We start from the raw sequence: 14,845 nt of genomic DNA on the forward strand, positions 1-14,845 counted from the left end.
GCAGCAACGATGACGCTCTACGGAATTGGACTGGGGCCGGGCGCGACTGACCTGCTCACGGTTCGCGGCAAGCGACGGCTCGAATCGGCCGACATCGTCTACTCACCCGGACGACTGTCACGGCGCGTCGCGACCGAGTACGTTCCCGACTCGAAACTGGGTGACCTCGAGTTCCCGATGACGACCGACCCCCAAGAGCTGGAGGCGGCGTGGGAGGCGGCGGCCGCGGAAGTCGCGCCGAACGCGCGCGACGCCGACGCGGCGTTCGTCACGCTCGGCGATCCCTGTATCTACTCGACGTTCGGACACCTGCGTCGGACGCTTCGCGAGCAGCATCCCAGCGTCGACATCGAAGTCGTTCCGGGTGTCAGCAGTGTGACGGCGTTCGCTTCAGTCCTCGGAGTCGACATCGACGCTGGTGCTGAACTGACGCTCCGCGAGGCGACCGACGGAGAAGCACCGATCGGTCCGAAACGGTTGATCCTGTTCAAAGTGACCGACGCGCCGACGACCTACGACAAGATGACCAAAGCGGGGTACGAGGTGACATTCGGCCGGCGACTCTTCATGAATACTCAAGAAACTCTTGTTACCGACGACCCCGGTGAGGTGACGGATCGAGACTACTACACGCTCGCGTACGCAGAGAAACAGGAGGCGACTAGGTCTAAATGACGAGCGGACGGTGTCGGTCCTCCGGGTAAGACCAACGTGAACTAGCCTCAGGCGATAACGCCGAGGGTTTCTAGTTCTTCCGTGGAGTATTCCGCGCGAAGTTCTTTGGTCGAGTGTTCGCTGAGGATTTCCGTACGCTCTTCATCACTCATCTCGGCTAGGTCGCTGAAACAGTGGCACATTACATCCATTCATTCGGGATGCGAGTAGGAAAAGCCTGTTAGCACCATTCTCGGGGTTGTGTAATACGGATTTCGAGGTAGCAATAATTAGCAATTCTACGACTCGCATTAGTTACCACGACACCAGTTACTAAACTCAGATTTTGGTTAGTGATTCTTATTAACTTGGCTGACTAAAATCACAGTCTTTATTATCTAATTTGCTAATGTTATCAACAGATGCCTCGATACACTCGACGTCGACTCATCGTAGCTGGACTCGGTACGGCAACCATCGGTGCGCTCGCGGGCTGTACATCGAACAACGGCGACTCCGGCGCGGCGGAGAATGACGGCTCAACAGCGACAGAGAATACCGGGCCGGAAGCCCAGTCTTCGTTCTTCGTATTCGGGGACTTAGCCAGCCAGGTTGCAGGCGACACCGCGACCGCAGAGACGCTCGTCCCGATCGGCCAACACGGTCATGGGTGGGAACCGGGGCCACAGATCCAGGGAACAGTCCTCGAATCTGACCTCTTCCTTTACGGGATGGAGGGATTCCAGCCGTGGGCTGACGACCTCGTGACGAGTCTCGGTGACGACGACGCTGACGTCGACATGGTCGCTGCCGGTGCTGGTATCAACCTTCTTGAAGGCGGACATAACCACGATCACGGTCACGAAGGAGATCATGAGGGCGAACACGAGGAAGGTCACGAGGGGGAACACGAGGAAGGCCACGACGGCGAAGGAGAACACGATCACGGTGGGGAGACTCCTTGGGAGTGGGCTGGCCTCTACCACCTCGAAGCTGGCACCTACACGCACACGTTCCACGAGGGCCCCGATCCGAAGATGCAGCTCGCCGTCATCGCGACCGACGAGGGTGGCGACCACGGCATTCACCACGTCGAGGAAACTGCGGCAGCCCTCTACGGCGACCACGACACGCACACACCGGTCGAAGGCGGCGAGACACTCACGCCGTCCAGTGAGTCACTCTATCACCTCCAGTTCGCGGACTCCGGTGAGACGACGTTCTCCCTCGACATCGAAACAGAGGGTCACTATGTCTTCTTTGCCCAGCACGCTCCCGCTGAGTTCGACGCGACGCTCACCGACGGCAGTGGGTCGGTCATCGAGCCCGAAGTGACTGAGAGTGCGGGCGGACACGGGCACGAGGGCGATAGCGAGCATGAGGGTGAACACGGCCACGAGAGTGGTGAAGAACACGAAGGCGAGCACGAGGGAGAAGCCGATCACGAAGGCGAGGAGGGACACGGCCACAACCACTCCGGCGGAGCGGACCCGCACTTCTGGCTAGACCCCAAGCGAGCGAAGCAGGCGGTCGACAACATCCGGAGCGGATTCGTCGATATCGACAGCGACAGCGCCAGTGCCTACGCCGAGAACGCCGAATCGTACCGGAACCGCCTAGACGAACTCGACGAGTCGTTCCAGTCCGCGTTAGGGGACGCCTCGAAAGACGTCGTGTTCGTCGCTGGTCACAACGCCTTCCAGTATCTCGGCCAGCGCTACGACTTCGAGGTCCGGACGCTGACAGGACTGTCACCGGACGACCAGCCGACGCCGAGGGACATCGAACGGGCCCAAGAGATCATCGCCGAACACGACCTCCAGTACGTCTGTGCTGACCCGCTCGAATCCCAGACAGCGGCGAACCAGCTCGTCGCAGAGACCGACGCCACCGAAGTCCTCCCGCTGACGCCGATCCCTGGACAGACCCAAGAGTGGGCCGATGAGGGCTGGGGCTACATTGAGATCATGGAAAACATCAATCTCGAGACCCTGAAGCAGGCCCTCGACGCAGAATGAGCGACACCACGTCTGGCGACACGGAACCGAAGTGGGACGGGAACGCCGAGCCCGGCCCATCCGAGAGCCCTCGTTCGGGACTGATGGCATTGGTCGTCGGCCCTGCGGAGAGACCCGTCTGTACGATTTATCCGCCGGACGTGGCTGTTCCGTATCGGACAACAACCTGGATTACGGCGTACGGCAACTCGTTCGTCGACCTCGACGACTACCGATGACGACAGCAACGATGGAGCGGCAACAGTCGGGTGACCCCCTCATCAGCGTCGACGACGTCACATTTGGCTACGGAGAGGTCCCGGTTCTCGAGTCGGTGTCGATCGACGTCGAGCCCGGCTCCTTTCTCGGACTGGTCGGGCCGAACGGAAGCGGCAAGAGCACGCTGCTTGACTTGATGCTCGGACTTCGTCGACCAGACGAAGGCACGGTGTCGCTGTTCGGCGAATCTGCCCACAAGTTCGACGCCGGTGAGCGGATCGGATACGTCGCACAGGATGCGACGAAGGCGGCGCGCGATATGCCGATCACGGTTCGAGAGGTTGTCGAGATGGGGCGGTACCCGCGGCGGCTTTTCGGTCGATTCTCGGCAGCGGACCGGCAAGCGATCAAAGACGCGCTGGAACAGGTGGGAATCACAGACCTCGCGTCTCGCCGGGTCGGTCGGCTGTCCGGTGGCCAACGCCAACGGGTGTTCATCGCCCGTGCGCTCGCCTCAGAGGCCGATCTGCTCGCGCTCGACGAACCGACGGTCGGCGTGGATGCCGAATCCAGGGAGGAGTTTTACGGCCTCATCCATGACCTGAACGCGACCGGACTGACCGTCATCCTGATCGAGCACGACATCGGTGTCGTTACCACACACGCGACGGATGTCGCCTGTCTCAACCGTCAGTTGTTCTTCGACGGCGACCCGGAGGAGTTCGTCGAGACTGATGCCCTCTCGCAGGCCTATGGGAAAGACCAACACATCCTCCAGCACGACCACAAATGATGTTCACACTACGTCGCCTCGGAGAGAGTGTTCCACTCGACAACGTGATAGCGGCTCCGCTTTTTGCTGTCAACGTCTTCGCCCCTATCGAGTGGTTCCTCAATTACGTCTTCGGTCCCGGAATGGACGTGTTGGCCGACCTGCTGGGCGTACCGATGCTCGAATACCCGTATATGCAACGTGCCTACCTCGCTGCGTTGTGTATCGCTCTCATTGGGCCGGTCGTCGGGACGTTCCTCGTTCATCGAGAGATGGCGATGATCAGCGATACGCTCGCACACACAGCCTTTGCCGGCGTCGCCGTCGGGTTATTCCTCAATTCGGCCTTCTCGCTCACGCTGTCGCCGCTGCTCACCGCATTCGTGGTCGCAATTGTCACGGCGCTACTCGTAGAGTTGCTCGTCGAACACGCCGGAGCGTACAGCGACACGTCACTGGCGATTGTTCTGACAGGAGGGTTCGCCGTCGGCAGTATCCTCATCACTGCCACCGACGGCGGCATCGCGGTCGGTATCGACGCCTACTTGTTCGGCAGTTTGGCGACTGTCTCGACTGAGAGCGTCGGTATCCTCGTGTTAATGAGTGTCCTCGTCGGTAGCCTCGTCACGCTGGCCTATCGGCCACTCTTGTACGTCACGTTCGACGCGACGGCTGCCCGCGCGGCGCGACTGAACGTCCGCCTGTACAAACGCCTCATGGTCGTGCTCACGGCGCTAGTCGTCGTCAGCGCGATGCAGATCATGGGCGTCATCCTCGTCGCTGCGATGCTCGTCGTTCCCGTCGCTGCTGCGGCGCAAGTCGCCGAGAGCTTCAAGCAATCTATCTTGCTGGCGATCCTCGCCGCCGAGTTCGCGGCGATAGCCGGTGTGACGCTGTCGTACGTCTACGGAATTGCGGCCGGCGGCTCGATCGTCGTCGCGGCGATTGCCGTGTACACCGTCGCGCTTAGTAGTCGAAAGTTGGGGTATCGGCTCCCGATCGTACAACGGTTCAGTGATCGTCAGTCCAAGCACCACCGAAAAGAACTGGAAGTCGACGGAGGAAAACGAGAGTGACAGTCGGTAGGTTGACCGCTGATCACCCACTGAGTGGTGATTCCCCCTACGAGTACGTGATTGTTGGCGGCGGAATTCACGGCACTTGCCTCGCAAACCACCTCATTACGGAGGGTGAATACACACGCGACGAGATTCGGATCCTCGACCCGCGCGAGGAGTTACTCGCTTCGTTCGCCAAGAAGGCCAATCAGTGCGGCATGGAGACCCTCCGATCGACGTTCGTCCACCACATCGACACCGAGTCGTTCTCGCTCGAGTCGTTCGCAGAAGGACACCACCGAGCGAACGAACTCGTGTCGACGAAGAACTACCCGGACCGACCGACTCTCGGCCTGTTTCTCGACCACGCCCGCGACGTTATCGAGCGCCGTGATCTCTCCGACTGTCATCATCGGTCGAAGGTAACCGATGTTACCCAGTCTGCGGGCACAGAGACGTATCTGGTGGAAACGGACGCGGGAGCGATTGAGGCCCACCGCGTCGTCTTGGCCGTCGGGCTAGGGGCGACGCCGACGCTCCCAGAGTGGACGGCGTCGCTCCCGGACGACGCGCCCCTCGAACACGTCTGGGACGAAGCGTTCGATCCGGCGACGCCTGGCCCGTTCGAGGGGCAAACGTTCGTCGTCGGAGGGGGTATCACTGCCGGGCACCTCGCCTGCCGTCTAGCAGAATGGACCGCGGTGACACTCCTGTCGCGTCACGAACTCGAGATCGAACTGACCGAGGCCGACCCGTACTGGATCAACTGGCGTCACATCGGCAAAGAAATCCACACACTCCCTCCGGGATCGGAGGCCCGTCTCGATCGGATCCGGGCCGTCCGCAACGACGCCACGATCCCACCGTACGTCGAACGACGACTGGCCGAAGCTCGTGACGGTGGTGCGCTTGAACACCGGCAAGGCGAAATCACGTCTGCGAACGCGACAGACGAGGGACTGTCCCTCCGCTTCGACGACGGCACGAGAGCGACGGCCGCACGCGTCGTCCTCGCGACCGGACTCGAACCGGTTCCCGAGCAGCCGCTGGTCGGCCGCCTCAGCGAATCTCTGTCGCTTGCACGTGGAGCCGAAGGATTCCCCGTTCTCAGCGATCGAACCCTCGCGTGGAGACACACCGACGGCGCCGACTCCGAGGTGTACGTTTCGGGCGCGCTCGCGGAGCCCAGCGTCGGTCCCTTCGCTCGCAATATCGTCGGTGCCAGTCGGGCCGCGGAACGGATTCTCGACCCACCAGATCAGGCGCGGACAGACCCGCTCCCGATGAGCTCTCGAGGAGGGTCCTGACGTGGCTTCGACCGATCTCACGCTTGCCGTCTCGCTTGGCGCACTCGATCGACTCGCACGGCCCGCTCACGCTCTCGAAGACGCCACCACTTGGACCAGCCACGTCGGGATCGTCTCCTCGGAGCCGTCGTACATCGAACGGCGACGGGTGCGAGAGGCCGAATACCACCAAGAGTTCCTGTCCGGACCACGTTCGATAGCGGAGGCGTTGTCGGCGGTCCGCGGTCACTTCGAGACGGAACGGTACGTGCTCGTCGGGACAGACGAGACCGCCGGGGTGATAGGGACGGTACCCGACTGGGCCTACCAGTCGGTGACGGAGGCTGCAAAGGCCGCAGGCTGGCAGCTTGAGAGTGTGTCAACAGCCGACGATGATTGGCCCTGACAGAGAAGTGGAGTTCCAGCGAACTCGTGACGAGCCGCTCGCTCAGTGATTCTCGTGGATGTGGTCGCGTAGGGCGTCGGTCTCCTCAAACTCCTCGTTACACTCGGCACACGTGTTGTGGTGAAGCGCAACGTGCTGAGTCACGCCAGCAGCGCTCTGGAACTGTGCATCGCAGTTGGAGCAGGTGTACGACATTACATTAACAACTCGGGTGGGCATATAGAAGAATGTTATTAAGAAATGGTCTGTGTTGACTGCTTTAGAATATTAACTTGGACCGCTCACTAACTAACCACCGTGCTCAAAACGAAACCCAACGAACCGAACCGAGCGCTAGCGAAGCTGGTCCGCCCGCTCTCGGAGCGCTGTCGGTAAGCTTGCGTCGTCGACCAGCGCACCGAGTTCTGTCGTAGCCCGGCATCGACCGAGCGCGTTCAACGCATTCCGGCGGAACGACCCGTTCAGGCCGTCTGCGACGACGATCACGCGAAGCTGTGTCGTCGCGTCTAGCTCGGCAAGCTCGTCGATCGCCGCTTTACGGGTCTCGTGCGGTGCGTTCTTGTTGACGACAGTCCGGAAGAGGGATCGTGGCGAGGACATCGTCAGTCCGCGAGGCCGACCTCTTCGGCGCCGTCGTCGGTCGTCTCGGTCGGCTCCTCGGTCCCCTCTTCAGGTGTGGCGGAGTCTCCGTCGTCCCACGTCGGGAACCGGTCGTCGAAGGCGGTCCAGTCGGCGTCCATTTCCTCGTCGGTCAGCAGGGCCGCATCGAGGTCGGTGCGGAGCGCGTCGTGGTCCATGTCCGTACCGATGAGCACGAGCTGAGTCCCCCTGTCACCCCACTTGTTGTCCCATATCTCTTCGAGCTCCGGATTGGCCTCGAAGTAGCTCTCGCGCTCGTTCTCCGGCAGCATCGCAATCCAATTACCAGCCGACCCAACTCGGATCGACCGTCCCGCGACGTTCAATCCGAGTGCTATTTCTTCGCGACCCGCCAGCCAGAAGTGCCCCTTCGAGCGGACGACGTTCGCGGGGAACGAGTCGAGCAGATCGGCGAACCGCTCGGGGTGGAACGGACGGCGCGACGTGTAGACAAACGACGTGACGCCGTGTTCCTCTTCGGCGGACTCGTGCGGCTGCTGGAGTTCCCGTAACCACCCCGCAGACTGGCTCGCCGCTTCGAAGTCGAACCGTCCCGTGTCGAGGATCTCGCCGGGATCGACCGCGCCGTGTTCGGTTCGGATGATCTCCGCGCGCGGTTGCAGCACCTCGATCATCTCTTCGATCTCGCCGAGCGTCTCCTCGTCGACGAGGTCGCACTTGTTCAACAACAGGACGTCACAGAACTCGATCTGTTCGATCAAGAGGCTTCCGAGGTCCTTCTCGGTGTCGCCGTCCATCAGCGATTCCTTCGAATCGAACGTTGTCCAGAACTGGTGGGCGTCGACCACAGTGACGGTCGTGTCGAGTTCGTAGTAGTCCATCACTTCGATGCCGGTCTCCTCGTAGAACTCCGTGGGATCGAGGTCTCCTTGATCGAATCCCATGGTGAGCGTCTGGGCGACGGGCAACGGTTCGGCGACGCCGGTCGATTCGATGACCAAGTAATCAAACTCGCGGGCCTGTGCGAGCTTCGCGAGCGCGTCCAGCAGGTCGCCGCGTAGCTCACAGCAGATACAGCCGTTCGACAGTTCGATCAGGTCCTCGTCGTTCTCCGAGATGTCCGAGTGTTCGGCGACGCGCTCGGCGTCGACGTTCACCTCGCCCATGTCGTTGACGAGGACCGCGACGTCCAGGTCCGTTCGCGTGTTCAGGAGGTTGTTCAGCACGGTGGTCTTCCCCGCGCCGAGGTTGCCGCTCAGCACAGTGACGGGAATCGTCTCTCGACTCATCTGTTATTAAGACTAGAGCGTATATTATTTATAATTGGCTATCTACTATCCTATATTGTTAACAGTGACATCCGAAGAAGCCCGTAAACACGAGTCGCTCGACGTAGCGATTGTCGGGGAAGGTGCCGCAGGTGTCGGTCTTGGGGCCGTCCTCGCGGATCTGGGTCTCGACTCCTACGCCATCCTCGAGCGAGGCGAAGTCGGGGCGTCGTTCCAACAGTGGCCAGAAGAGATGCGCCTCATCACGCCATCGTTTCCCAGCAACAGCTTCGGCTGCCGCGACCTCAACGCCGTCACCACCGACACTTCACCCGCATTTGCGCTCGACCGTGAACACCCGACCGGCGCAGAGTACGCCGAATATCTCCAGGGAGTCGTCGAGTTTCACGACTTACCCGTCCGAACCGGTGTCGAAGTGGAGTCGGTACAACGACACGACGACGGATTCATACTCCACACGTCTACTGGCGTCATCCACAGTCGATTCGTCATCTGGGCAGCCGGGCAGTTCGGGCAACCGAACGACAACCCGTTCCCCGGCGCGAATCACTGCGTCCACAACTCCCGAGTCGAGTCCTGGAGTGCGTTCGCCGACGAGTGTGTCGAGGACCCCATCGTGGTCGTCGGCGGGTACGAGAGCGGTGTCGACGCGGCACTCACACTCGCCGACCTGGGTCACGAAGTGTTCGTCGTCGACGAGGAAGGGCCGTGGCAATTCCGAGGACCAGATCCGAGCGAAGTTCTTTCCCCCTACACGAGCGAACGATTGCGGGACGCATTCGAGCGCGACGCACCGCGCGCCCTCGAAGACGGAATCCGAGTCGAACGCGTCGAAGTCGAGGAGAAGAGCTTCAACGTCGTCGGCACCGACGGCGAGTCGTTCACGACACGGAATCGGCCGGTACTCGCGACCGGATTCGAGAGCGGACTCGGCCTCGTCGACGATCACTTCGAGTTCGAGAACGGTCAGCCTCGTCTGACCGCACCGGACGAGTCGACCGTCAGTCCCGGCCTGTTTCTCGCCGGTCCACAGGTCGCGCACAACGGCCAGCAGTTCTGCTTCATCTACAAGTTCAGACAGCGCTTCGCCGTCGTCGCCGACGAAATCGCGGCGAGACTCGACGTCGACCGAACTGTCCTCGACGAGTACCGTGAGAAGAACATGTTCCTCGAGGACTTGTCCTGCTGCGAACCCGACATGTGCGACTGCTAATCATGACACGAGATACTCCACAGAAAGACAGTGAAACTGAGCAGTCGAACGATTTGAGAGACGACGACCGACACGTCTGCCGGATGACGGGACGCGAACAGGGCCTCGTAGGTAAGTACGACATCTGGCTCTGCCGGCAATCGTTCCGGGAACTGGCTCCCAAGATGGGATTCAAAAAATTTGACTGACGCACGGAGCGTCACTGACAAGATACCACCGACTGAGAACGATGGGAAGGAACCCGTCGTGGTCGTCGGCAAGGAGAATATCGGGAAGTCGGAACTCGGCGCTGGACTCTCCGGGACGATGCCGAAGACAGGGAACTTCCGAGGAACGACCGTCGACGTCGGAAGATATGAGTCTGACGAATCAAGTGATGTACTAGCTATTCGATATATAACCAAAGAATGAATCCTTCCAGCAGGTGGAGACCGCAAGAGCCGACGACGTAATCGGGTGACAGGGGACCATTCTTGGAATCCAGTGAGGTTCCAAGCATTATTGAATCCGCATAAGGCGACAGGATAGCCTCACTCTGAACGTAGTAGCGGAGCGGGAGAGTCGAGTGTGCTTAACACCGTCATCGGCTTCAATAAGCAGAATGGTCTGGTACACATCTCAGACGAAACGGACCGTATTCACTCGGTGAACGCGCTTGCGATCAAGAGTGGGAATACAAGTGTTGCTTCTGCCTCAACCTGGGTATAATTCGTTTGCTCTTTTTTGATTTTTCCCCAGGAAACCGCCTCATTCGGTGGTGCACCTGATAACGACCCATCTCCTTCCATCCCAGTAGAGATATAAACGACATAGTCTGCACCGCCTCGAAAGAGATTCGTCATAATGGCGTGATGTTTCGGGACACCACCGCCGACAGCAATAAGACCGGTTGTATCTGCTAAAAGACCGTCTTCGATCAGGGAATCGTAGTCGTCTAAGATTTCGATTCCAACGTCGGAATCGTAGCCTTGTCGGTAGTAATAGAGAAAGTTCCCGACCTCAGCATCCGTCAGGGCTGGACAGTACACCGGGACATCGTTGTCTGCCGCTTGCTTCAACACAGAATCGTCGTCATCAAGCGTTTTTCCTAACTCGCGTGCAAAGGCTGTCGGGGTCCGGACCTTTTCATCCGCAAAGAAATCGTCAAAGAAGTCATACAGATACTCTTCCAACCAAACGTATCGATCGGAAGGGACGAAAATATTCCCGAGCCGGTTGATACCCTGATCTCGAAGTGCTGCCTCGTCGGCGTCCCAATCACCCATCTTGAACGGTTTCGCTGTCTTGATCACATCCTCAGTTAGTGACCCAGACGTCGTGATGAGAACGTCCACATATCCTTCTCGGACAAGGTAGGCAACAGCCTCACGCAGGCCCGAGGAAATGATATTTGATGTGAATGTGAGGTAGACCGTAGCGTCCGCCTCTTGCATGCGGTCGGCAATATCAATGGCTTCCGAGAGTTGTGTTGCTTGGAAGCCTGTAGTCGCGTAGGCGTCAAGCATCTCGTGGAAGTCGAATTCTCCGCGGAAGTCGTAGCCACGGACGTCTGGTGTGTTGAGTTCCTCATCACTTCCGGGGACGACGTGGTCATACGAATCGTCGTTGTCCATATAGCTGGGTACTCTTATACTGATTTGAAGAACCCGGAATCGGTTTGTACAACTTCAGTATGTCAAAATACCGACGGACAGTAACTACCCCATCGGGGAGTACTACGAGGTCTGTTCTGTTGAATCCGATGACGGCATGGAGATCACGATCCCTGAAGAGGGGATCATCTCACTCTTCCTTATTGAGGAGTTAGATCGATCCACCTAGTGACCTTGACCCTCACCCTATCTGCCAAGATTCCACATTTGATTTTTTGACAGCGCTCCAGAGTCGAGTACAGAGTGACCCGATCCAGACACTTTCTGCGGATTCAACACCTATGAAAGCCTGCTAGCGCAACAAACCACGTCTGCGATACTATATTTTTCGCCGGGGTCGGCCCGATCTTGTCCACGGAGAGAAAATCGCAAGCAGTCACGGTGGTTGCTCAGGAACCAGCCGGCAGGCGGTCAGAACGTGAAGGCGTTAGCTGTGGCTCACACCCGCTGCGACCGGCCGATGAGGGCCGCCGGCTCGGCGGCCCTCAGGCACTCACCTCTGGTGGATCGTACACCTCCTCACGCTCCAGCATGTGGAAGATCGATACGAGCAGTTTCCGCGCTGTTGCGACGATCGCTATCTGGTGGTTCTTCCGCTGTTTCAACCGAGCGTAGAAGCGTCCAAGATACGGATCGTTACACCGATGAACCGCCGTTTGGACGCATTGGACGAGGATCCAGCGTAAGTCTCCACTTCCGCGTTTCGAGATCGATCCTTCAGTCCGCGAGTCGCCTGACTCGCGGACGACTGGATCTAATCCCGCGTAGCTCACCACCTGGTTCGCCTCGTCGAACCGATCGATCTCGCCGATCTCCGAGGTGATCAGCAACGACGAGTAGAAACTCACGCCAGGGATCGTCATCAACAGCTGCGTCTCCTCAAGAGACGCAGCGGTCTCTTCAATCATCTCTTCGAGTTCCTCAATCTGTGCCGTGAGCTCGTCGATGATCGAGAGGAACGACTCCATCAGCTGATCGCCGACCACACCGAGCGAGAAATCCTCGCTGGCGAGGATTTCGCGCCCGTTCACGCTGAACGGATCCCAGTCGTAGGTGATCCCGTGTTTGTCGAGAACGGCGTGGACTTCGTTTTTGAAATCCGTTCGCTTCTCGACTAATCGCTTCCGGCCGCGCACGAGTGCGCGGCGCTCCCGGAGCTCTTCGGGCGGCACGTAACTCTCAGCGATCATGCCGGCTCGGCGAAGTTGCGCGAGCAACTTCGCGTCGAGCCGGTCGTTTTTCACCTCAGCATAGCCGATCGCCTTGGTTTGGCTCGGATCTGCGACAACCACGTTGAGGTGCTCGTCGAGGGTGTCGTAGATCGTGTAGTAGTTGCTGGTTGCTTCGATCGCAGCTTTGGCTCCAGCGTATTCTTCAGCGACTTCGTCGAGATTCGCGTTTGCGACGCGAATCTCTTCGACGACCTCGGCATCGTCGTCCAAAACAGCGACGTGCGACTCATCTTTATGAAGGTCGATTCCGAGGTAGTACATGGTTCCTCTGGAGTGGGAAGTGCGTGAAGGGAGCCACACCTATTCGGGCTCGCCGCCCGGATGCCGTCAGCATCCGGGCGGCCTCCCATGATAGTGCGTCCTTGGCAGGTAGGCCAATCAGAGCCACGCGTTCTCTGACGCTGTTGAATCATCGGCCTTTGACCACCCCAGTACCTCTTCACGCACGCTGGGGACTTAGCAGGCTTTCATCCCATCAGAACAGTCAAACCAACCGTCTTGGGAATTGATGGCGGAGTCACTAGACCCGCTTTCTGACCGTGCCTGCCGGATGACCGACGCCTACAACACAGGAATCGAAATCACTGGACAGCTGCGAGAAGGTGACTCCCTGCTATCGAGCGTTGCAGATAGTTCAATTCAGATGGAACACCTCAGTGATAGCTATCCAGAGTGGCATCCTGCTCCACACTCCTTTCTCGGAATGGTTCGGCTCCTCATCTACCGAGAGGCAACAGGTGAGAGCTATCGAGCGCTGGCTCGGTACCAAGAACTCGCCGAGCCACTCGATTTGGAACACATCCCCGATGAATCCGTGTTGTCCCGAACGTGGCGGAAACGCTTCGACGACGGCGTTCGGGGGTTCGTCCAAGTTGCTGCGCACTTCGTCATCAAACAATCTCACGACCGCGAGTTTTCAGCTCCCGCTGTCCGGCCGAAAGCAGAGACCGTCGACGAAGTGGACCTCTCCACTGATGATGAGACGGCTGGGTGTGAATTCTCCGACAAACAAATCTACCGGACGACTCGACTCGCTCGTGATCACGGCTTCGATGAGTTTGATTCCGATCGCGCTGCGAACGCGACCTACGAAGACACGCAGTTCTTGGAGTTACAGACGTTCATGGGAATGGTCAACTGCGGGACACCACAAGGAGCGGCTCGGTTTCAGTATCGACACGGCTCGGACAGCAGTCCACACGGCGATACGCATCTTAGAACGATCAAACAGTTTGCGCCAGGGGATCTGATCGATGGTTTCGATACAGTGGCCGATCGGCTGCTCTCGGTCATCGAATCCGAAGCATCGTTCCGTCGGCCGGTGACAGCTGCGATCGACATCACGACTATCCCCTATTACGGGGATGTCGACGGGATGTCGATGGTCAGCGGAACGAAGGATAGAGACAGTCGGGCCTTCAAGTTCGCAACGCTCTCGATCATCGGACAGAATGTCCCGATCGTTCTTGCCGTGGAACCGGTTCGAGAAAGTTCTGGATGGGACGACAACCCGTCGAATCAGATCCATCGTACTGTTCGGCGACTCGTTCGACGAGCGAAAAAACACGTTCCGATCGAGACAGTACTCTGTGACCGAGAGTTCGATTCGATTCAAGTGTTTCAGACACTCACAAACCTCGATGTGAACTACCTCATACCCAAGCGAGTCTCCAGCTCCGAACGGGATGTATTTGAACAAATGGAGGAAGACGACCAAGAGGTGGCTGTTGAGTCGGCTTCTATCCATGTGGAATCTGGATCGCATCCAATGCGGCTCTTGTACGTGCCGTCGACGAGTGGAGAGGGGACAGCCGTCTTCGCGACGAATCTCCGAGTGGGACCCGATGAGGCCGAGGCGTTCTGTAAACGGTATAGTCGCCGGTGGCAAATCGAGAGCGAGTACAAATCGATCAAGGGCGACTTTCTCGCGAAGACCTCCTCGAAAGACTACCGTGTTCGATTGTTCTACTTCGTGTTCGCGGTCCTCTTGTACAATATCTGGCGGCTGACCGACTTCCTGCTGAAAGCAGGTGTCGACGGAGAGATAGACTACGCACCGGTGATTACTGCGGGTGAGTGTGTCGAACTTGTCGCGTCGGGGTTGATTCCACACGACTAATCGGCTGAGACCTCGCTGAGTCCGCCGTTCGAGAGTGACAACCCTATTCAGCTGTACTGAAATCCACGCAATTTCGTACGCTCGCCCCGTAGTACGGCCACATGAACTCAAGATCAGTGCTTGATCAGTGAGAGTCACCACAAATAGATGGCGAATCGACCTAAAACTGGCCTAACCTCCGAAACTGTGAACTTCACGGGTTCCAATTCCATATAGCGTCATAAGATTTACTTCGCAACCTACTCCAGCTACAGGCACTCTCACGTCCGAAAACAAACGATTAGCGCTCACGACCGAACGCATCCGGGATCCAATCTTACTTTGTCTTATTCCGGTAAGACAGAGTAA

General features: G+C 58.7%; 15 protein-coding genes. 11 read left to right on the forward strand and 4 right to left on the reverse strand.

The annotated features are described in order from the left end of the window. The first annotated feature begins 9 nt into the window (after window positions 1-9). From EXE52_RS08985 to EXE52_RS09015, 7 genes are all read left to right on the forward strand, one after another. Complete coding sequence (locus EXE52_RS08985) at window positions 10-675, forward strand: cobalt-factor II C(20)-methyltransferase (protein ID WP_137703694.1); 666 nt, start codon at window positions 10-12, stop codon at window positions 673-675. A 401-nt stretch (window positions 676-1,076) separates the two neighbouring features. Continuing rightward, the gene (locus EXE52_RS08990) at window positions 1,077-2,672 is read left to right on the forward strand and encodes a metal ABC transporter substrate-binding protein (RefSeq protein WP_137703695.1); all 1,596 of its coding nucleotides are present in this window, start codon (window positions 1,077-1,079) and stop codon (window positions 2,670-2,672) included. Beyond that, window positions 2,669-2,890, forward strand: coding sequence for a hypothetical protein (locus tag EXE52_RS08995; RefSeq protein WP_137692481.1), 222 nt, complete (start codon window positions 2,669-2,671; stop codon window positions 2,888-2,890). Before EXE52_RS08990 ends, EXE52_RS08995 begins: the two co-directional genes overlap by 4 nt. Further along, complete coding sequence (locus EXE52_RS09000; protein ID WP_137703696.1) at window positions 2,887-3,663, forward strand: metal ABC transporter ATP-binding protein; 777 nt, start codon at window positions 2,887-2,889, stop codon at window positions 3,661-3,663. The genes EXE52_RS08995 and EXE52_RS09000 overlap by 4 nt, the downstream gene beginning before the upstream one ends. Further along, window positions 3,660-4,718: a metal ABC transporter permease gene (locus tag EXE52_RS09005; protein WP_137692479.1), complete on the forward strand. Its 1,059-nt coding sequence runs from the start codon at window positions 3,660-3,662 to the stop codon at window positions 4,716-4,718. Before EXE52_RS09000 ends, EXE52_RS09005 begins: the two co-directional genes overlap by 4 nt. After that, window positions 4,715-6,007: an FAD/NAD(P)-binding protein gene (locus tag EXE52_RS09010; protein ID WP_241988233.1), complete on the forward strand. Its 1,293-nt coding sequence runs from the start codon at window positions 4,715-4,717 to the stop codon at window positions 6,005-6,007. Before EXE52_RS09005 ends, EXE52_RS09010 begins: the two co-directional genes overlap by 4 nt. Before the next feature lies 1 nt (window position 6,008). Continuing rightward, window positions 6,009-6,392, forward strand: coding sequence for a hypothetical protein (locus tag EXE52_RS09015; protein ID WP_137703697.1), 384 nt, complete (start codon window positions 6,009-6,011; stop codon window positions 6,390-6,392). 333 nt (window positions 6,393-6,725) lie between these two features. On the opposite strand, the gene EXE52_RS09020 is transcribed toward EXE52_RS09015, so the two are convergent. Both EXE52_RS09020 and EXE52_RS09025 read right to left on the reverse strand, forming a co-directional pair. Continuing rightward, window positions 6,726-6,992, reverse strand: a complete 267-nt coding sequence (locus tag EXE52_RS09020) for a hypothetical protein (protein ID WP_137692477.1) — start codon at window positions 6,990-6,992, stop codon at window positions 6,726-6,728. Window positions 6,993-6,994: 2 nt separating this feature from the next. Continuing rightward, on the reverse strand, window positions 6,995-8,281 hold the full coding sequence (locus EXE52_RS09025) for a GTP-binding protein (protein WP_137692476.1): 1,287 nt from the start codon (window positions 8,279-8,281) through the stop codon (window positions 6,995-6,997). Between the two features lie 64 nt (window positions 8,282-8,345). On the opposite strand from EXE52_RS09025, the gene EXE52_RS09030 reads away from it, so the two are divergent. Genes EXE52_RS09030 through EXE52_RS09040 form a run of 3 tightly spaced genes read left to right on the forward strand, consistent with a single transcriptional unit; the run spans window position 8,346 to window position 9,905 of the window. Beyond that, window positions 8,346-9,494: an NAD(P)/FAD-dependent oxidoreductase gene (locus EXE52_RS09030; protein ID WP_137703698.1), complete on the forward strand. Its 1,149-nt coding sequence runs from the start codon at window positions 8,346-8,348 to the stop codon at window positions 9,492-9,494. A 2-nt stretch (window positions 9,495-9,496) separates the two neighbouring features. Further along, window positions 9,497-9,682: a 30S ribosomal protein S14 gene (locus tag EXE52_RS19020; protein ID WP_137703699.1), complete on the forward strand. Its 186-nt coding sequence runs from the start codon at window positions 9,497-9,499 to the stop codon at window positions 9,680-9,682. Further along, the gene (locus EXE52_RS09040) at window positions 9,675-9,905 is read left to right on the forward strand and encodes a GTPase (RefSeq protein ID WP_199239144.1); all 231 of its coding nucleotides are present in this window, start codon (window positions 9,675-9,677) and stop codon (window positions 9,903-9,905) included. The genes EXE52_RS19020 and EXE52_RS09040 overlap by 8 nt, the downstream gene beginning before the upstream one ends. Before the next feature lie 227 nt (window positions 9,906-10,132). On the opposite strand, the gene EXE52_RS09045 is transcribed toward EXE52_RS09040, so the two are convergent. Together EXE52_RS09045 and EXE52_RS09050 are read right to left on the reverse strand one after the other, a co-directional pair. Continuing rightward, window positions 10,133-11,107 carry a deoxyhypusine synthase gene (locus tag EXE52_RS09045; protein ID WP_137703700.1) on the reverse strand — a complete coding sequence of 325 codons (975 nt, stop codon included), beginning with the start codon at window positions 11,105-11,107 and terminating at the stop codon, window positions 10,133-10,135. Between the two features lie 524 nt (window positions 11,108-11,631). Continuing rightward, window positions 11,632-12,639, reverse strand: coding sequence for an IS110 family transposase (locus EXE52_RS09050; RefSeq protein WP_137703701.1), 1,008 nt, complete (start codon window positions 12,637-12,639; stop codon window positions 11,632-11,634). Between the two features lie 247 nt (window positions 12,640-12,886). On the opposite strand from EXE52_RS09050, the gene EXE52_RS09055 reads away from it, so the two are divergent. Beyond that, the gene (locus EXE52_RS09055; protein WP_137703702.1) at window positions 12,887-14,497 is read left to right on the forward strand and encodes a transposase; all 1,611 of its coding nucleotides are present in this window, start codon (window positions 12,887-12,889) and stop codon (window positions 14,495-14,497) included. Window positions 14,498-14,845: the final 348 nt, after the last annotated feature.

The organism is Halorubrum sp. CGM4_25_10-8A (genome assembly GCF_005435025.1).
GTDB classification, from domain to species: domain Archaea; phylum Halobacteriota; class Halobacteria; order Halobacteriales; family Haloferacaceae; genus Halorubrum; species Halorubrum ezzemoulense.

Bases quoted from the DNA above. Each gene is read 5' to 3' on its own strand.
- EXE52_RS08985 (WP_137703694.1), top strand. From the start codon at position 10: ATGACGCTCTACGGAATTGGACTGGGGCCGGGCGCGACTGACCTGCTC.
- EXE52_RS08990 (WP_137703695.1), top strand. From the start codon at position 1,077: ATGCCTCGATACACTCGACGTCGACTCATCGTAGCTGGACTCGGTACG.
- EXE52_RS08995 (WP_137692481.1), top strand. From the start codon at position 2,669: ATGAGCGACACCACGTCTGGCGACACGGAACCGAAGTGGGACGGGAAC.
- EXE52_RS09000 (WP_137703696.1), top strand. From the start codon at position 2,887: ATGACGACAGCAACGATGGAGCGGCAACAGTCGGGTGACCCCCTCATC.
- EXE52_RS09005 (WP_137692479.1), top strand. From the start codon at position 3,660: ATGATGTTCACACTACGTCGCCTCGGAGAGAGTGTTCCACTCGACAAC.
- EXE52_RS09020 (WP_137692477.1), bottom strand. From the start codon at position 6,992: ATGTCCTCGCCACGATCCCTCTTCCGGACTGTCGTCAACAAGAACGCA.
- EXE52_RS09025 (WP_137692476.1), bottom strand. From the start codon at position 8,281: ATGAGTCGAGAGACGATTCCCGTCACTGTGCTGAGCGGCAACCTCGGC.
- EXE52_RS19020 (WP_137703699.1), top strand. From the start codon at position 9,497: ATGACACGAGATACTCCACAGAAAGACAGTGAAACTGAGCAGTCGAAC.
- EXE52_RS09045 (WP_137703700.1), bottom strand. From the start codon at position 11,107: ATGGACAACGACGATTCGTATGACCACGTCGTCCCCGGAAGTGATGAG.
- EXE52_RS09050 (WP_137703701.1), bottom strand. From the start codon at position 12,639: ATGTACTACCTCGGAATCGACCTTCATAAAGATGAGTCGCACGTCGCT.
- EXE52_RS09055 (WP_137703702.1), top strand. From the start codon at position 12,887: ATGGCGGAGTCACTAGACCCGCTTTCTGACCGTGCCTGCCGGATGACC.